The 17,388-nt window shown below is 34.4% G+C and carries 18 protein-coding genes; 16 read left to right on the top strand and 2 right to left on the bottom strand.

Features of this window, described 5'->3' with window-relative positions; genetic code table 11:
• Positions 1 to 72 precede the first annotated feature (72 nt).
• The 16 genes from QO182_RS04515 to QO182_RS04440 all read left to right on the top strand — a co-directional run bounded on the left by QO182_RS04515 (position 73) and on the right by QO182_RS04440 (position 11,712).
• Positions 73 to 1,485 (top strand): rhodanese-like domain-containing protein, encoded by a 1,413-nt coding sequence (locus QO182_RS04515; protein ID WP_371560137.1) that lies wholly within the window; start codon positions 73 to 75, stop codon positions 1,483 to 1,485.
• Positions 1,486 to 1,582: 97 nt separating this feature from the next.
• Positions 1,583 to 1,786 carry a DUF2892 domain-containing protein gene (locus QO182_RS04510; RefSeq protein WP_371560135.1) on the top strand — a complete coding sequence of 68 codons (204 nt, stop codon included), beginning with the start codon at positions 1,583 to 1,585 and terminating at the stop codon, positions 1,784 to 1,786.
• A gap of 27 nt (positions 1,787 to 1,813) precedes the next feature.
• Positions 1,814 to 2,650 carry a methyltransferase domain-containing protein gene (locus tag QO182_RS04505; RefSeq protein ID WP_371560133.1) on the top strand — a complete coding sequence of 279 codons (837 nt, stop codon included), beginning with the start codon at positions 1,814 to 1,816 and terminating at the stop codon, positions 2,648 to 2,650.
• Positions 2,647 to 2,853, top strand: coding sequence for a hypothetical protein (locus QO182_RS04500; protein WP_371560131.1), 207 nt, complete (start codon positions 2,647 to 2,649; stop codon positions 2,851 to 2,853). The genes QO182_RS04505 and QO182_RS04500 overlap by 4 nt, the downstream gene beginning before the upstream one ends.
• Complete coding sequence (trxA, locus tag QO182_RS04495; protein WP_371560129.1) at positions 2,846 to 3,151, top strand: thioredoxin; 306 nt, start codon at positions 2,846 to 2,848, stop codon at positions 3,149 to 3,151. The genes QO182_RS04500 and trxA overlap by 8 nt, the downstream gene beginning before the upstream one ends.
• Complete coding sequence (locus QO182_RS04490; protein WP_371560127.1) at positions 3,148 to 3,342, top strand: hypothetical protein; 195 nt, start codon at positions 3,148 to 3,150, stop codon at positions 3,340 to 3,342. The genes trxA and QO182_RS04490 overlap by 4 nt, the downstream gene beginning before the upstream one ends.
• Positions 3,343 to 3,404: 62 nt before the next feature.
• A complete protein-coding gene (locus QO182_RS04485) occupies positions 3,405 to 3,998 on the top strand; it encodes a TetR/AcrR family transcriptional regulator (protein WP_371536254.1) in 594 nt (197 codons plus the stop codon).
• Positions 3,995 to 5,251 carry a TolC family protein gene (locus tag QO182_RS04480; protein ID WP_371560125.1) on the top strand — a complete coding sequence of 419 codons (1,257 nt, stop codon included), beginning with the start codon at positions 3,995 to 3,997 and terminating at the stop codon, positions 5,249 to 5,251. The genes QO182_RS04485 and QO182_RS04480 overlap by 4 nt, the downstream gene beginning before the upstream one ends.
• Positions 5,252 to 5,297: 46 nt before the next feature.
• On the top strand, positions 5,298 to 6,173 hold the full coding sequence (locus tag QO182_RS04475; protein ID WP_371560123.1) for an HlyD family secretion protein: 876 nt from the start codon (positions 5,298 to 5,300) through the stop codon (positions 6,171 to 6,173).
• An 86-nt stretch (positions 6,174 to 6,259) separates the two neighbouring features.
• On the top strand, positions 6,260 to 6,865 hold the full coding sequence (locus QO182_RS04470; protein WP_371560121.1) for a DUF2202 domain-containing protein: 606 nt from the start codon (positions 6,260 to 6,262) through the stop codon (positions 6,863 to 6,865).
• 8 nt (positions 6,866 to 6,873) lie between these two features.
• Positions 6,874 to 7,362: a c-type cytochrome gene (locus QO182_RS04465; RefSeq protein ID WP_371560119.1), complete on the top strand. Its 489-nt coding sequence runs from the start codon at positions 6,874 to 6,876 to the stop codon at positions 7,360 to 7,362.
• Positions 7,363 to 7,373: 11 nt separating this feature from the next.
• A complete protein-coding gene (locus tag QO182_RS04460) occupies positions 7,374 to 7,661 on the top strand; it encodes a hypothetical protein (protein WP_371560117.1) in 288 nt (95 codons plus the stop codon).
• Positions 7,661 to 8,572, top strand: a complete 912-nt coding sequence (locus QO182_RS04455) for an ABC transporter ATP-binding protein (RefSeq protein WP_371560115.1) — start codon at positions 7,661 to 7,663, stop codon at positions 8,570 to 8,572. Before QO182_RS04460 ends, QO182_RS04455 begins: the two co-directional genes overlap by 1 nt.
• A gap of 3 nt (positions 8,573 to 8,575) precedes the next feature.
• The gene (locus tag QO182_RS04450) at positions 8,576 to 9,310 is read left to right on the top strand and encodes an ABC transporter ATP-binding protein (protein WP_371560113.1); all 735 of its coding nucleotides are present in this window, start codon (positions 8,576 to 8,578) and stop codon (positions 9,308 to 9,310) included.
• A gap of 75 nt (positions 9,311 to 9,385) precedes the next feature.
• The gene (locus QO182_RS04445; RefSeq protein ID WP_371560111.1) at positions 9,386 to 10,492 is read left to right on the top strand and encodes an ABC transporter permease; all 1,107 of its coding nucleotides are present in this window, start codon (positions 9,386 to 9,388) and stop codon (positions 10,490 to 10,492) included.
• A gap of 95 nt (positions 10,493 to 10,587) precedes the next feature.
• Complete coding sequence (locus QO182_RS04440; RefSeq protein ID WP_371536233.1) at positions 10,588 to 11,712, top strand: ABC transporter permease; 1,125 nt, start codon at positions 10,588 to 10,590, stop codon at positions 11,710 to 11,712.
• A 30-nt stretch (positions 11,713 to 11,742) separates the two neighbouring features.
• Here QO182_RS04440 and QO182_RS04435 read toward each other — a convergent pair whose 3' ends face one another.
• Positions 11,743 to 13,887, bottom strand: coding sequence for a response regulator (locus QO182_RS04435; protein ID WP_371536232.1), 2,145 nt, complete (start codon positions 13,885 to 13,887; stop codon positions 11,743 to 11,745).
• Between the two features lie 81 nt (positions 13,888 to 13,968).
• Positions 13,969 to 17,304: a chemotaxis protein CheB gene (locus QO182_RS04430; protein WP_371560108.1), complete on the bottom strand. Its 3,336-nt coding sequence runs from the start codon at positions 17,302 to 17,304 to the stop codon at positions 13,969 to 13,971.
• Between the last annotated feature and the right edge of the window lie 84 nt (positions 17,305 to 17,388).

Below are 17,388 nucleotides of genomic sequence, written 5' to 3'. Positions count from 1 at the left end.
TATGTAACATTAGTCACTGTTAATTAGAAATACAAGAATTACCTTTGTATAAGAATCTTAAAAAACACGATCATGCAAATAGAACAAATATATACAGGATGTTTAGCACAAGGTGCTTACTATATAACTTCAAATGGTGAAGCGGCTATCATTGATCCGCTTCGTGAAGTACAACCCTATCTTGATAGATTAGAACGTGATAACGTAAAGCTTAAATATATTTTCGAGACGCATTTTCATGCTGATTTTGTTTCAGGACATCTCGATTTAAGCAAGGAGACTGGAGCGCCAATTGTATATGGACCTACAGCTAAACCAATATTTGAAGCAACTATAGCAACTGATGGTCAAGAATTTGCTCTTGGAAACATCAAAATAAAAGCATTGCACACTCCTGGGCATACCATGGAAAGCACTACTTATTTATTGATTGATGAAAATGGTAAAGATTATGCTATTTTCTCTGGAGACACTTTGTTTATTGGCGATGTAGGAAGACCTGATTTAGCACAAAAAGCAGCTTCTATGACGCAGGAACAATTAGCAGGAATATTATTTCATTCCCTAAGAGATAAAATCATGACTCTGCCTGACGAGGTTATTGTGTATCCAGCTCACGGTGCTGGTAGTGCTTGTGGTAAAAACATGAGTAAAGAAACAGTTTCAACCATTGGCAATCAAAAAGCGACTAATTATGCTTTGAGAGCAGATATGACTGAGGCTGAATTCATCAAAGAAGTTACAGATGGTTTGTTGCCACCCCCAGCCTATTTTGGTATGAATGTGGCCATGAATAAAGAAGGATATGAAAGTTTTGAGACTGTTTTAAACAATGGTATGAGAGCCATTGAAGTAAAAGATTTTGAAGCAGTAGTAGAAGAGACTGGAGCACTTATTTTAGATACCCGTAAAAATGGGGCTTTCGCCAAAGGATTTATTCCGCAATCGATAAACATAGGAATAGAAGGTGATTTTGCTCCATGGGTAGGCGCCTTAATTGGTGACGTAAAACAACCTATTATTCTAGTTACAGAAATTGGCCAGGAAGAAGAATCGGTAACCCGTTTAAGTCGTGTAGGATTTGACAACTTAATAGGTCATCTAGATGGTGGTTTTGAAGCTTGGAAAAAAGCAGCCAAAGAAATTGATACTATTGACAGAATCACCGCAGAAGAGTTTGCCAAAGAAGTAAAAATAGGAAAAAGTAACGTTATTGATATCCGTAAAGACAGTGAATATAGCGCAGAACATGTTGAAGATGCCTTTAGTAAACCATTAGCCTCTATAAATGATTGGATCAAAGACATCAACCCTAAAGAGCCGTTTTTCCTACATTGTGCAGGTGGATATCGCAGTATGATTGCCGCTTCTATCTTGCAGGCTCGTGGCTTTAGAAATTTTAAAGAAATTGAAGGTGGATTTAACGCTATTGCAAAAACAGAATTACCTAAAACCGATTTTGTTTGTCAAAGTAAAATTTTATAACCAACGTTTACTACAATAAATTTTAAGCAAATAATTGATTTTAAGCAAATTAAATAGTAGTTTTACTATTAGGTCATAATCATTTAAATTTCACACAATGAAAAAAAACATGGGTCAAGCCGATAAAATCTTTAGAGGTCTAATTGCTGCCGTTATAGCATTATTGTATTTAACTAATGTTATTAGCGGTACAGTTGCCATAGTTCTAGGCGCTCTTGCTGTCATATTTTTGATTACAAGCCTTGTTAGTTTTTGCCCGCTGTATGCGCCTTTCGGGATAAATACACGTTCAAAGAAATAAGAAACCCAGATTATAAATTATATTATTATGAGTAACGAATCCTGCTGTACCGTATCTTGTGACAAGCCTTTAGATCAAAACTATTGGGACGCACAGTACAAAGCAAATACTACGGGTTGGGATTTGGGTTTAGTGTCCCCCCCCATTAAAGCCTATATAGATACTTTAAAAGATAAAAACATCGCTATTTTAATTCCAGGTTGCGGGAACAACTATGAAGCTGCGTACCTATTAGAACAAGGTTTTACTAATGTTACAGTAATAGATATTGCTCCATCATTAGTAAAAATTATTGAGCAAAAATTTATTACCAATACCCGCATACAGGTGTTATTAGGTGATTTTTTTGACCATAAGGGTGAATATGATTTAATTATTGAGCAAACTTTTTTCTGTGCTTTACCGCCTGTTATGCGTCAAAAATACGTTTGGAAAATGCACGAGCTTTTAGCAAAAGACGGAAAAGTTTCTGGATTGTTATTTAATAGAAAATTTGAGGTAAGTCCTCCTTTTGGCGGAAGCCAAGAAGAATATAAGGCCCTTTTTAAAGATGCATTTGACTTTACCAAGTTAGAAATAAGTGCAAATTCTATTGCTCCCAGAAGCAATTCTGAATTGTTCTTTGAATTTAAAAAAAATAGTGCTGTTACAGTTAATCTGTACTCATTTGAAGGGATTGCATGCAGTGGCTGTATGGACACTGTTACTAAAAAGTTTACTGCAATTAAAGACGTGCTCAATGTAAGTATGAACAACAACTTTACAGAAGTCTTAATTGTAAGTACCATAGAAATTCCATTAGAAGAACTACAAAAAATAGTTTCTTATGATGATAATTATAAAATAAAGAAAATAACGCAATGAAACAATTACTATTAACAAACTGGCATAGCATGCGCTGGATTCGGCTTGCCATCGGAATTTTTTTAATACAACAAGCGATACAATATCAACAAGTATTATTTGGTTTCATGGCTGCATTTTTTCTATTCCAATCAATTTTCAATACAGGATGTAGTCTAAATGGATGCGAAGTATCAACTTTAAAAAAGAATAAAAATGAATAATAGTTTTGATAATCTAATAAAGTCAGAAAAACCGGTCCTGATCGATTTTTTTGCTACGTGGTGTGGGCCTTGCAAGACTCTTGGACCTATTTTAAAAGAAGTGAAAGACAATTTAGGAGACCGGATTTCAATTATAAAGATTGACGTAGATAAAAACCAACAAATAGCATCTCAGTATCAGGTGCGCGGTGTTCCCACCATGATTCTTTTTCAGGAAGGGAAACAGTTGTGGCGACAATCAGGCGTACTGGATAAAAGCGAGATTATCAAAGTCATATTGGAAAAAAGCAATAAATGATACAAAATGACATAGTTCTTAAAGGAACAGCTCTACTAATTAGTGCTATTGCCGGAAATGCACATTACCACTATGTATACTGTGTTCCAATAGGTCATGCCATTACATCTAAACCGCTTAACTTCAATATATATAGAAGTATGATGAGCGATGTAATTTTCAATTTGTTCGAAAAAAAAGAAAAAAAGTAACTGCGGTTCCTTTTTTTTCTACCTTTGTTAACCAAACGGTTAAACTATAAAGTTAATACCTAATGAATACAGAAGAAAAAATTTTTAATGCTGCCAGAACTGTGTTCCAAAAAAAGGGATTCGCGGGAGCACGCATGCAGGAAATTGCAGATGAAGCAGGAATAAATAAAGCTATGCTGCATTATTGTTTTAAAAATAAACAACTTCTTTTTGAAGCCGTTTTTATGAATGCTTTCACCCAATTAGCTCCACAAATCAATGCCATTTTTAATTCTGATGAATCCGTTTTTGAAAAAATAAAAAAGTTTACCCATAACTATATTTCATTCGTAATCGACAACCCTCATTTACCGCCCTTTATAATTCAGGAAATGAACAACAACCCTGAATTTGTAATGAAGTTTTTAAATCATGAGAACAGACCTAATCCTAGTATGTTAATCGCTCAAATCAAAGAAGAAATAACAGCCGGGATAATAAAGCCAGTGAATCCGAAGCAACTTTTAGTGGATATCTTTTCATTGACCGTTTTTCCATTTGCAGCTCACATGTTGACGAAAGGATTAATTCAAATTTCAGATTCGGAATTTAACGAAATGATGGAAGAAAGAAAAACCAGTATAGCTACACAAATTATAAATTCGATAAAAAAATGAGACGAATAAACATCCTATTTCTACTGCTGTTACCACTATTGTCTATAGGCCAGCAAACATTGTCTCTGGAGGAGTGTTATGCTTTATCTAATAAAAACTATCCTATTGCCAGACAAACTAATTTACTGCAACAAAAATCTGCTCTGGAAATTGAAGCCCTTAATAAAGCAAAACTACCCAAGGTGGACTTAAATGCACAAGCGACTTATCAGTCAGATGTAACATCCCTGCCAATTAGTTTACCAAATGTCGCAGTAAATCCACCCAACAAGGATCAATACCGTGCTACCTTAGATGTCAACCAACTAATCTATAACGGCGGACTGATTGATGCCAATGCTAAAATCAAAGAAGCGCAAACTAAAACGCTACAGCAACAAACTGCAGTCAACCTCTACCAACTCAAATCCAAAATTAACCAACTGTATTTCTCTACCTTTCTTCTACAAGAGCGCAGTACTATTTTGGTGTCAAAACAAGAACAATTAGATTCTAAAATTAAAGAAATCGCTTCCGGAATAAAATTTGGCGCTATCCTTCCCGCCTCTGAGAAAGTCCTTGAAGCAGAAAAACTAAAAATAAAACAACAGCTAACAGAAATTAAATTTGACAAGAAAAAAGCATTAGAGAGCCTTTCTTCTCTTACAATGTCTACTATAAACGAAGATGTAACTTTAGTAAAATCAGTGATTAATTGGGAAATCAGTACTGTAAACAATCGCCCGGAACTACAATTATTTGATTTACAAAATGAACAAATCGAAATTTCAAAAAACACGATTTCAAAAAATAATTTACCCAGAGTAAATGCTTTTGGCCAAGCAGGTTATGGAAACCCAGGATTAAACATGTTAGATAATTCATTTCAAACTTTTTACATGCTCGGTCTAAAAGCCAATTGGAATGTATTTGACTGGAATAAATCCAAAAAAGAGAAAGACGCTTTAGTTATTTCTGAGGCCATCGTGACTACAGAAAAAGAAATCTTTTTGCTTAATAATAATCTTCAATTACAGGAAATGGAAAACGAAGTAAATAAATTGAAGGAAGTTATCAGTACAGATACAGATATCATTTCCTTAAGAGAATATGTAGTGAAATCATCTGATGCACAACTAAGAAATGGCGTAATAACGTCCTCTGATTATTTGGTCGAATTAACAAATCTATACGAAGCCAAAACGAATCAGAAATTACATGAAATTCAATTGCTTTTGGCGAAAGCCAATTACCAAGTTATAAAAGGAAATTAAAAAAAACATTTCGGCTTCTAAAGCAAACATCAATAAACGAAGTATTATGAAAAAAATGATTATCGCTCTAATTATAGTAAGTCTGGCAGCTTGCAGTAAAAGTAACGAAAAAGCAGATGGCTACGGTAACTTTGAAGCTACTGAAGTTACAATTTCGGCGGAAGCCAACGGGAAAATTGAATTCTTAAATTTAGAAGAAGGAGAAGTTCTTGAGCCCAATGCTTCAGTAGGATTAATAGACACCATCCAATTGTACTTGAATAAACAACAAATGCTCGCTTCTAAAACTACCATTTTTTCGAAATCAAGAAATGTCCAGTCCCAAACTACTATTTTACAAGAGCAGCTCAAAACGACATTGATTGAGCAAAAAAGAATTCAGAATATGTTTGCTGAAAATGCAGCTACCAAACGCCAAGTGGACGAAGTAGAAGGCAAAATGAATGTCTTAAAAGAACAAATAAAGAGTGTCGCAACGCAAAATGCGCCAATCCTAAATGAAGCCAAATCGATAGATGTTCAAATCCAAAAAATTAACGATCAAATCCAGAAAAGTAAAATCACAAATCCCATTAAAGGGACGGTTTTGGCCAAGTACGTGGAGCCAAATGAAATAACGGCTTTTGGTAAACCGCTTTACAAAATTGCTGATATTTCTGAAATGACGTTGCGTGTATATGTAAGCGAAACCCAACTGTCCAAAATAAAAGTGGGACAACAGGTCAATGTCAAAATTGATACGGATACCGAAATGAAATCCTATCCTGGAACCATTTCTTGGATTGCATCCACGGCAGAATTCACGCCAAAAATCATTCAGACTAAAGAAGAACGAGTGAATCTCGTATATGCCGTGAAAATTGATGTGAAAAATGACGGCGGTCTAAAAATAGGAATGCCTGCTGAAATGTGGATTAAATAAATTAATTGTTGGTTATGTAACCTATGTCACTTCTGTCTGTTAACCAAATGGTTAATTTTACAGAACAACCATAAAAAACAATTATTATGAAAAAAATCTTATTGGCTACTGCAGTAACATTAATGATGTTCAGTAGCTGCTCTAACGACAATAATATCGCGTCTTTGGTTTCGCTAACACCAAATGAAGTTGCCGATTTAAAATTTTTAAGAGAAGAAGAAAAATTAGCTAGAGATGTCTATATGTATTCCTTTGACAAATACCAAATTAGCATTTTTAATTCTATTACTAAAAGCGAACAACAACACATGGATAGTGTCTTGAATTTACTGAACAAATACGGCATTACTGATCCAGCATCAATGCAAAGAGGCATTTTTCAGAGTACTGAATTGCAAGTATTATACAATAGCTTAACCGCTCAATCTGCTATTTCTTCTACTGAAGCATTAAAAGTAGGAGCTACAATTGAAGATTTAGACATTAAGGATATTGATGATTTTATAAATAACACGACAAAATCAGACTTGTTGAGTGTTTATGATAATTTAACCTGTGGTTCTAAAAATCACATTCGAGCTTTTACAAATCAGCTTGCATTAAGTGGAGTAAATTATATTCCACAATACATAACAATCGCATATTACAATACGATTTTAAGCGAGTCTAATGGTGGCTGCGGAAACAAATAAAAAAAAACATGAAATCAAGAATCCTAAAAATGCTCGTTTTGGCAATTGCTTTTAGCAGTTGCAATAAAAAAACAAAACTAGACATAGCTGAAAACCATAGTCCCTCTGAATCTATCATGCAAGATAATGAAGGATTACAATTAATGACCCAAAAATGTTATACTTGCCATAGCGTTACCACAAAATCGCATGATGCTATTATTGCTCCTCCTATGATTGCAATTAAGAAACGATATTCCATGCAATATAGTAACAGAAAAGATTTCATAAATGCATTAGTAGCCTACGCTAGTGATCCTAAAGAAGAAAATGCTTTAATGATGGGTGCAATAAATAAATTTAATGTTATGCCAAAACAGAATTTTAAAAAAGAAGATTTAACGAAAATTGCTGCCTATATTTATGACAATGAAATAGAAACCCCAAAATGGTTTGACGCTCATTTTAAGCAAAATCATAAAAATGGCCAAGGAATGAAAAATTTAAATAAAACATAAAAAAAATCATAATGAACTTAAAAAACCTCCACACCGAAAATAAACCTGTACAAACCAAAATCCTTTTCTCTACTGTCGAAGGCAAAGTGATTTCACTACAAATTGGTGCGGGAGAACATTTAAAAGAACACTTGAGTAAAGTTGCAGTTTTATTAGTTTGTGTTTCAGGAAATGCAATTTATAAAGAGGAGAATGGTACAACTATCGAATTAAAATCAGGTGACTTTGTCAATATAGAAGCTGATGTCAAACACAGTGTGGATGCCATAGCAGAAAGTAATTTTTTATTGATTAAATAATGAGTATTCAAGTCCAAAATATTTCCAAATCCTACAAAGACAATTTAGCCATTGCGTCTATTTCTTTTGATGTAAAAGAAATAGAAATATTTGGATTAATCGGTCCAGACGGCGCGGGAAAAACAACTCTTTTTCGGATATTGACTACCCTTTTACTGGCCAATGAAGGAACCGCAACGGTAGCCGGTTTTGATGTGGTTCGGGACTATAAATCCATTCGAAATAGTATTGGTTATATGCCCGGCAGGTTTTCATTGTATCAGGATCTAACCGTAGCCGAAAATTTAAAATTTTTCGCCACTATTTTTGGAACTACGCTAGAAGAAAACTATGATGTAATCAAAGAAATTTATGTTCAAATTGAACCTTTTAAAGACAGACGAGCTGGTGCTCTTTCTGGCGGAATGAAGCAAAAACTAGCCTTGTGCTGTGCCTTGATTCACAAACCGAAAGTTCTATTTCTAGATGAACCCACCACAGGGGTTGATCCTGTCTCCAGAAAAGAGTTTTGGGAAATGCTGAAAAGACTGCAACAACGAGGAATTACAATATTAGTTTCTACACCTTATATGGATGAAGCCGCTCTATGTGACCGGATTGCACTGATTCAAAAAGGGACTATTTTAAAGATTGACACGCCCGCCAATATCATCTCAAAATACGACAAAACGATTTACGATGTCCGCAGTAGGCAGACCCATCAATTGATTCAGGATTTAAAAGAGTACCCAAGTCAATACAGCGTATATGCCTTTGGTGAGTACATTCACTACATTGACAAAAAGGATGATTTTAATCCAAACGAATTGGAGAATTACCTAAAAGAACGAAACCATACCGCTATAGAAATTCGTGTTTCAAAAACTTCTATCGAAGATGTTTTCATGGATTTAACAAACTTAAATCAATAAATTTTGAGTCAGGAAAAAATCATAGAAGTAAAAAACCTCAGCAAGAAATTTGGCAGCTTCACTGCTGTTGACAACATTTCTTTTGAGGTCTATAAAGGGGAGATCTTTGGTTTTCTAGGAGCAAATGGCGCCGGAAAAACAACTGCTATGAAAATGCTCATCGGGATATCAAGGCCTAGTTCAGGAGAAGCGACTGTAGCCGGTTACGACGTAAAGACTGCGACAGAAATGGTTAAGAAAAGTATTGGCTATATGAGTCAAAGGTTCTCCATGTATGATGATCTGACCATCAAGGAAAACATCACTTTTTTTGGTGGAATTTATGGTTTAAGTCGAAATAAAATAAAGGAAAAAACAGCGCAGTTAGCTATCGAACTGGGACTTGAAAAGGCTCTTAACAAACTTGTAGGTGATTTGCCTCTGGGCTGGAAACAAAAACTATCCTTTTCAGTGGCTTTATTGCATGAACCAAAAATTGTGTTTTTGGACGAACCAACTGGTGGTGTGGATCCTATTACAAGAAGACAATTCTGGGAAATGATTTATGCTGAGGCTCATAAAGGAACTACCATTTTTGTAACGACTCATTATATGGATGAAGCTGAATATTGCGATCGGGTATCGATAATGGTGGAAGGGCATATTGAAGCCCTCGACACACCCAAGAACTTAAAACAACAATATAATGTAGATTCCATGAACGACGTATTTTTAAAACTGGCGCGGAATGTAGAATAGAAGTGTAAAAATAGAACAAAGAGAAAAGACTAAAAAAACACCTTTGCGAACCTTGCGGTTAAATTATAAGAAAACATGAAAAGATTTATCGGTTTTGTAACAAAAGAATTCTATCACATTTTTCGCGATAAGCGCTCGATGTTTATCCTTTTTGGTATGCCCATTGCTCAAATCATGTTGTTCGGTTTTGCCATTACTAATGAAATCAACAATGTCAATATTGCCATTCTAGACAAATCTAAAGACACTGAAACCAAAAAAATAATAAATAAAATTAGTGCTTCTAAGTATTTCCATATCGAACAGGAAGTAAGTTCAGAGGCGCAAATAGAACCCATATTCAAAAAAGGAAAAGTCAAAGCAGTATTGGTTTTTGAAAATAATTTTATAAAAAACCTGCAAACCCAAAAACAAGCCAAAGTACAAGTAATTACAGATGCTACAGATCCCAATATTGCCAATACAATAACGAATTACGTCAATGCTATTTTGCAAAATTATACGCAAGAATTAAATAACGTAAACCAGGCAAGCTATCAAATTCAAACACAAACACAATTGTATTACAATCCGGAACTCAAGAGTGTTTTTACCTTTGTACCTGGAGTAATGACCGTTATTTTAATGCTGGTTTCGGCAATGATGACCTCCATATCGATTACCCGTGAAAAAGAACTTGGTACCATGGAAGTACTGCTCGTATCGCCCTTAAACCCATTACAGGTTATTCTAGGAAAAGTATTTCCTTATATCTTCCTTTCTATAATCAATGCCACCGTAATTGTGGTTCTAGGTGTTTTTGTCTTTGGGATGCCCATTCAAGGAAGTATATTTTTACTCGCTCTGGAAAGCATCCTATTCATTATCACCGCACTTTCATTGGGAATACTAATTTCAACACTTTCTAATTCGCAGCAAACCGCCATGATGGCTTCCCTAATGGGATTAATGCTACCTGTAATTATCCTTTCTGGTTTCATTTTCCCAATTTCAAGCATGCCACTACCATTACAGCTAATCAGTAATATAATACCTGCAAAATGGTTTATAATCATCATTAAAGCCATCATGCTAAAAGGAGCTTCGATTGAAATTATTTGGAAAGAAACATTAATACTTATTGGTATGACAGTATTTTTTATTGCATTAAGCATCAAGAAATACAAAATAAGATTAGAATAAAGCAGATTGATAATGAAGAGTATAGAGAAAAGAATAGTGAGAGAGAGAAACTCCACATCAATCCATTATTTCTCCGTGCTAAATAAAAACGAAAAATGAAAACAATACTATTCATCATACAAAAAGAGTTCAGACAAATCTTTAGAAATAAAGCGATGCTGCCTATTATATTTGTTTTGCCCTTTATCCAGTTGTTAATCTTATCTAATGCAGCCAGTTTTGAAGTAAAAAACATAAAATTCTCGTATATAGACAACGACCATTCGGCGGCGTCAAGAGAATTAATCAGTAAATTTCAATCCTCAGACTATTTCAAAATAATTGACAATTTTGAATCAAAGAAGGAAGCCAATCTGCAAATGGAAAAAGGTAACGTGGATGTTATTCTAGAAATACCAAATCACTTTGAACGCAATTTATTGACTGATAAAAAGTCGACTCTTTCGATTAGTATCAATGCGATTGACGGTGCAGCAGCCGGAGTCACAAATGTATATATTACCCAAATCATTGCCACTTTCAATCAAAAAATTCAAAGCCAGCTCTCCCAATACAATGGTAGTTCTTTTGTACAGCCGCAAAACATAGTAACCATACCCTCCTTTTGGTACAACAATACCTTAAATTATAAAACCTTGATGGTTCCCGGTATTTTAGTGCTTTTAGTAACGATGCTTACCTTGTTTTTATCGGCCATGAATATTGTACGCGAGAAAGAAATTGGGACCTTAGAACAAATCAATGTTACGCCTATAAAAAAGCATCAATTCATAATTGGGAAATTATTTCCTTTTTGGGTATTGGGTTTAATGATTTTAACGGTTGGTCTAATTATTGCCAAACTCGTATTCAACATTCCAGTATTAGGAAATTTAGGACTGATTTACCTGTTTACTTCAGTATACTTACTAGATATACTTGGCATAGGCTTATTCATCTCAAACTATACTGAAACCCAGCAGCAGGCCATGTTTATTGCTTGGTTTTTTACGGTTATTTTTATACTGATGAGCGGATTGTTTACCCCTATTGAAAGCATGCCTACTTGGGCACAACAACTTACTTTGTTCAACCCCATTCGCTATTTTGTGGAAATCATTCGAATGGTTATGCTTAAAGGAGCGACCTTTTCTGATATTTCAAGACCGTTTTTTATAATTACCTTTTATGCCTTTGCAATCAATGGTTTTGCCGTTTGGAGTTATAAAAAAACGAATTAGCTTTTGAATAAAATCTCAAAAACAAACCTACTATTTTACCCACCTTTGAAGCACCGTTTCTAAATCTACGATATTAATGGGTTTAGAAATATAATCATTCATACCACTTTTTAAACACTTTTCTTTTTCTTCAATAAGAATTCCTGCTGTCAATGCTATAATGGGTAAAGATTGAGAATGACTCAATTTTCTAATTGCGGCCGTAGTTTCAAATCCATTTTTCTTAGGCATTTGGATATCCATTAAAATAATATCGAGTTTTTCTTTTTTATAAATCTTTATAGCTTCTTTTCCATCCACTGCTTCAAAAATGATGCAATTAGGAATGATTTTTTTTATCAGCTTTTTTACTAAAAGCATGTTAATTCTATTGTCCTCTACAATTAGTATTTTCGTACTATTAAGATATTCTTTGTGGGGTTCTTTGTTCTTATCTATCTGATGAAGAAATGGAATAGTATTCGATTTCTTCTTGTCTGACTTCTTAAAATCTATTGTAAAATAAAATTCACTTCCTTCCTTGTATTTACTTTTAAGCTGTAGTTTACTTTTCATTAACCCTAACAACTGATTTGAAATTGCTAAACCTAACCCTGTTCCACCAAATTTCTTTGTAGTGGAGAGATCCTCTTGCACGAAAGAATGAAATATTTTTTCTTGATTATGATGCTTAATTCCAATACCAGTATCCTTAACTGAAAAATGTATCGTAGAAATCAAATCGTCATGTGAGTCTACTTTACTAACATTTAACCGTATCGAACCATCAGTTGTAAATTTTAAAGCATTTCCTATTAAGTTTACAATGATCTGTTTAAGCCTTAGTGAATCAGCAAAAATAAATTGAGGCACGGCATCATCAATATTTAATACTAAATCAATACCCTTTAAATTTCCCTGGTACTTGAAAAGACTAATCACCTGATTTGTAAGCGAAAAAACATCAACTTCTTCTATATTTAATTCTAATTTCCCTGATTCAATTTTAGAAAAATCCAAAACGTCATTGACAATTTCCATCAATATGACTGCAGACTCATTTACAATGTTAATATATTCAGACTGGTTAACGTCAAGATCTGTTTTGGTCAACAAATAAGTAAAGCCTATTATTCCGTTTAAAGGAGTACGAATTTCATGACTCATGTTAGTCAAGAAACTAGACTTAGCTTCATTCGCTTTTACAGCCAAATTTTTCGCTTTTGTTAATTCTTTTTGCATTAGTTTTATCTCTGTTATATCAGTAAAACTAATTACAATTTCTGTTAAATTAGCCGTTGAGTCGAATACAGGAAATCCATTTACTAAAAGTAACATTATCTCTTTATAATGTGGTCTTTTAACCCCTACTGTAAAATTCTTAAGTGGTTTTTTGCTTGCTAAAATTTGCATAAATGGATATTCATCCTTATGCAACGGTACATAATTTTCGTCCAGAAGTTTCCAGTCATGGTGTGTCATTTGCTTTCCTTTCATCTGGCTTTCATTCAAACCAAGCAATTCAGAAGCTTTAGGATTACTTAGTAATATAGATGAGTCTGATGCATGAACAATAATACCTTCGTCTAAATTATTCAAAAGATTGCTGTATTTTTCCTTACTGCTACGCAGGGCAAACTCAGCCTCTTTAAGTTCTGTAATATCAATTAATGTTATGTTGCACTGCTCTGCATTTGCTGCAACGACACCTGATAGGTAACCAAAAAAGGTTTTCTTGTCTTTGGTTATAAGATTCACTTCACATGATTCTCTAACTTTAGTTTTAAATAACTTTTCTAAAAAAGCATTAAATATATTTTTTGTGTCATCAGTAATAAAAAAACCAAATTGACTATTAAGTATACTTGAATGCCGTTTTCCTAGCATATCATACCCAGTCCTATTAGCTTCAATAACTTTCCCATCCTGAGATAACGTAAAATATCCACAAGGTGCATAATCATACAATTCTGTGTATTTTTCAATTGCCTGTTCTGCTTGCTCTTTTGCTAAAAGAAGCTCTTCGTTCTGCATTTCAAGCTCCACTTGATAGACTTCTAATTCATGAATGAGTTTCAAAGTCGTCACGTCACAACGTTTCTCCTCAAATTTCAATTGATATTTGTTTTTTTGTAATTCTTCGGCTTTTTGCCTAAGAAGTCCACTAACTATTGAACTGTTTGTCTTATTTGCCATATGTACTAACTACTACAATTAGAATCCCATTACTAAAACGGATTTTTATTAATGTGGTATTTAATAATCAATTCGAAACACTTATTTCGAACCCTCTATAGCAAAGTTACGAATAAAACATTGTACTACCTCATGATTATCAACCATATACGTATTTAAAGTAAAGTCTACATTAATTTTTTGCCCATTAGCTGTTTCAATTTGGACATTTTCATAATTTACGGGTTTCTTCTTTTTTAATTGTTTGAACTTATCCTTATTGGATATTATATTTTTAAAAAAATTGATTTCCCAAATTGGTTTTTTAACAAACTCTTCTTTTGGATGCCCTAATAATTTTGTCAAAAATGGATTTATATCCGTTATTTTCCCAGTCATGGTATCAATAAAAAAGATTCCCTCTTTTGCTGATTCAAAAAGATGATGATAGCGCATCTCAGCAAAAGTTAGTGCTTCTTCGATTCGTTTACGGTCTGTAATATCTCGAATGATACATTGAATTACTTTTTTATTGTTCATCAAGTACATCGTACTTACAAACTCTACTTTAATCTCTTTTCCATCAGCTGTTTGAAGTGGTAAATTGGCATAACGGACAAATTCCTTTTTCTTTAACTCCGAGAATTTTTCTTTATTAGCCACTATGTCTTGAAGGGAGCCTATTTCCCAAATTGCTTTTTCAACAAATTGCTCATAAGAATAGCCTAACATTTCAATTAAAAATGGATTAACATCAATAATATTACCTGTTTCTCCATTGAGTATAAGAATACCATCTTTAGCCGATTCAAACAGTCGTCGGTACCTATTTTCCTTTAGTAATGTTTCTTCTGCTTTTTTTGAAACAGTTATGTCTGTAAATGTAATAACAAGGCCGTCAATGCGATCATCAAGGGTTCGATAGGGCATAATCCTAACGTTATACCACCTATCATCCTTTGTACTTATTGTATTTTGAACAGGGGTTAAGTTTTTAATTACGTTTCGTGCATCATTACCCATATCAGGATAATTCAAGTCATTAACTAGGTCCGTAAAAGGCCTACCGGCATCACCTGATCTGACTTTAAATATTTTCATTACAGGATCAGTAAACCTGCGTATGTTTAACTCTTTGTCTAGAAAAAGTGTTGCGATTTCAGTACTGTTAAGCAAATTCTTCATATCGTTATTTGCTTGTTCAAAGTCACTCAACTTATTTTGAAGTTCTGCGTTTACGGTCTGCAACTCTTCATTTAAGCTTTGCATCTCTTCTTTTGAAGTCGTCAATTCCTCATTTGTTGATTGCAATTCTTCGTTTGTTGATTGTAATTCTTCATTGATAGACTTCAGCTCTTCCTGCGAAGCTTGCATTTGTTCGCGTGAGTTCAGCAAGTCTTCTTTTGATTGCTGCAATTCAGACTCAAGTTCTTTCTGCCTCCCTGACAACTGTAGTTTGCTATTTTTCTGTTGCGATAAATGTGGTGGTACAATCTCTCGTTCCTCCTTAAAGACGATCAGGACCATCCCCTTTAACTGATCAGGACTTTCAATCTGTTTAATTGTTATGGTCGCATAGTTAAAATCTCCGTTATTATTTCGAATTTTAATATTTCTCAGCTCAACCGGCTCACTACTGCGCAGTGCTCTTTGAAAGCCGTTAGGTAGTTCATTACGCAAGCCATCTCTTGCCATTGCATGGATATTCCAATTTGCTTTACCGGCAACAGGTTCTAGATATTTACCAGTTCTTCCTGTGATGTATATAATGTCTCCTTTGTCATTTACGAGCACACTGGCTGGCGCAAATTGTTGAAGTACAATCTGATCTGCTAGATTTTGAATATTTTCGACCACTTTAGGGGTATTAGTTATTTCTTTATTTTCTGTTTTACTTCTTGAAAAAGAACTAGGAAAATCTGTTAATTCTGATGATAAAGAGATATTGGTACGCTTATAAAACTTTAATTTAGTATCTAAGACCTCAAACCCTTCATTATTATGAGATATGGCTTCAGCAGAGCCTAGTATCATGATACCTCCTGGGAGAAGGCTATAGTTAAATAATTCAATTAGCTTCTTTTGTAAAGGCGCCTCCATATAGATCAACATATTGCGACACATCACTATATTTAGCTTAGTAAAAGGAGGGTCTTTGATGACATTATGGGGTGCAAAAATAAGCATTTCTCGAATGCTTGAATTCACGCGATAACCACCAGCTTCTATATTGAAGAACTTACTGATTCTTTCCGGTGAAACATCTACAACAATATTAGAGGTAAAGAAACCACGGCGGGCTTTTTCTATAGCATCAATATCTAAATCCGTAGCAAAAATTTGTAACGTTAAATTTCTATGTTTACCTGTACTTTCTAGAACTTCCTTGAAAGCTATGGCAAGCGAGTATGCCTCTTCTCCTGTTGAGCAGGCGGCAATCCATGCCCGAAGTACATAGCCATCTGGTAAACCTTTAATAAGGTCAGGAAGAATAGTACTTCTTAGTTTGTTCCATACACTTGCGTCACGAAAAAAACTAGTTACCCCTATTAATAACTCTTTGAAAAGCAGCTGAATTTCATTAGGGTTCTCCTGCAAAAAACGAACATAATCTTGCGTGTTATCTAATTGATGGACTCCCTTACGCCTTTCGATACGACGCATTAAAGTCGTTTTTTTATACAGTAAAAAATCATGACCAGTCTCTTCTCGAAGTAAGATTATAATTTTTTCGAGACTAGTTCTGTTTTTGCTATCTATACTTGACTCATTTTCTAGTACTAGTGTGTGTTCAAAAAGTGCAATCAGTTTAGCGGGTAATTGTTCTACCGGCGCCACAATATCAACTAAAATTGCTTGAGTGGCATGCAGTGGCATCGAGTCAAATTTTGCCGTAGCTGGCTCCTGAACCAGAACAAATCCAAGCTGTTCTTTAATCGCCTTAATTCCTAGACTCCCATCAGACCCCATTCCTGAAAGAATAATCCCAGCACTTTTATTTAGCTTATCAAGTGCTAAGGAACGAAAGAATATATCGATTGGTAATCGCAACCACCTGCTTTGAATACGAGCAAACAGATGCAATACTCCATTTAATATTGTCAAACTTTTATTTGGGGGAATTACATAGATGTGATCAGGTAGCACTTTAAGTCTATCTGTTACCTGTAGCACTTCCATAGCAGTATTGCGTTGCAATAGTTCCGGTAAAATTCCAACATGAGTAGGATCGAGATGTTGAATAACAACGAACGCCATACCAGGATTTTGCGGCATGTTTTTAAAAAATAATTCCATTGCCTCTAGTCCTCCTGCAGAAGCTCCTATGCCAACTATGGGAAAGTCACGAGTCCGGTCCCTGCTAAGTACATTCTCGTTGGCTGTTTTAGAAACGGTACCTTCTGCTGGCACAATTTGCTTATGTTCTCTGTTTTTCATTATGATATTGCACTGTTATAAAGCACTCCTAATATTTAAAATAAAGCATTACGCTAATTCACGCTAAATATAATTTATTATTTC

Origin of the sequence: Flavobacterium sp. Arc2 (assembly GCF_041431385.1) — a bacterium.
Taxonomy (GTDB): domain Bacteria; phylum Bacteroidota; class Bacteroidia; order Flavobacteriales; family Flavobacteriaceae; genus Flavobacterium.
Note: the sequence above shows the minus strand (reverse complement) of the source record. Positions and strands in the feature narration are given on the sequence as shown.

What these genes read in the sequence shown, in the direction of transcription:
- QO182_RS04430 (WP_371560108.1), bottom strand. Translation starts at nt 17,304, where the DNA reads ATGAAAAACAGAGAACATAAGCAAATTGTGCCAGCAGAAGGTACCGTT.
- QO182_RS04470 (WP_371560121.1), top strand. Translation starts at nt 6,260, where the DNA reads ATGAAAAAAATCTTATTGGCTACTGCAGTAACATTAATGATGTTCAGT.
- QO182_RS04510 (WP_371560135.1), top strand. Translation starts at nt 1,583, where the DNA reads ATGAAAAAAAACATGGGTCAAGCCGATAAAATCTTTAGAGGTCTAATT.
- QO182_RS04500 (WP_371560131.1), top strand. Translation starts at nt 2,647, where the DNA reads ATGAAACAATTACTATTAACAAACTGGCATAGCATGCGCTGGATTCGG.
- QO182_RS04455 (WP_371560115.1), top strand. Translation starts at nt 7,661, where the DNA reads ATGAGTATTCAAGTCCAAAATATTTCCAAATCCTACAAAGACAATTTA.
- QO182_RS04515 (WP_371560137.1), top strand. Translation starts at nt 73, where the DNA reads ATGCAAATAGAACAAATATATACAGGATGTTTAGCACAAGGTGCTTAC.
- QO182_RS04490 (WP_371560127.1), top strand. Translation starts at nt 3,148, where the DNA reads ATGATACAAAATGACATAGTTCTTAAAGGAACAGCTCTACTAATTAGT.
- QO182_RS04475 (WP_371560123.1), top strand. Translation starts at nt 5,298, where the DNA reads ATGAAAAAAATGATTATCGCTCTAATTATAGTAAGTCTGGCAGCTTGC.
- trxA (WP_371560129.1), top strand. Translation starts at nt 2,846, where the DNA reads ATGAATAATAGTTTTGATAATCTAATAAAGTCAGAAAAACCGGTCCTG.
- QO182_RS04445 (WP_371560111.1), top strand. Translation starts at nt 9,386, where the DNA reads ATGAAAAGATTTATCGGTTTTGTAACAAAAGAATTCTATCACATTTTT.
- QO182_RS04485 (WP_371536254.1), top strand. Translation starts at nt 3,405, where the DNA reads ATGAATACAGAAGAAAAAATTTTTAATGCTGCCAGAACTGTGTTCCAA.
- QO182_RS04505 (WP_371560133.1), top strand. Translation starts at nt 1,814, where the DNA reads ATGAGTAACGAATCCTGCTGTACCGTATCTTGTGACAAGCCTTTAGAT.
- QO182_RS04465 (WP_371560119.1), top strand. Translation starts at nt 6,874, where the DNA reads ATGAAATCAAGAATCCTAAAAATGCTCGTTTTGGCAATTGCTTTTAGC.
- QO182_RS04435 (WP_371536232.1), bottom strand. Translation starts at nt 13,887, where the DNA reads ATGGCAAATAAGACAAACAGTTCAATAGTTAGTGGACTTCTTAGGCAA.
- QO182_RS04460 (WP_371560117.1), top strand. Translation starts at nt 7,374, where the DNA reads ATGAACTTAAAAAACCTCCACACCGAAAATAAACCTGTACAAACCAAA.
- QO182_RS04440 (WP_371536233.1), top strand. Translation starts at nt 10,588, where the DNA reads ATGAAAACAATACTATTCATCATACAAAAAGAGTTCAGACAAATCTTT.
- QO182_RS04480 (WP_371560125.1), top strand. Translation starts at nt 3,995, where the DNA reads ATGAGACGAATAAACATCCTATTTCTACTGCTGTTACCACTATTGTCT.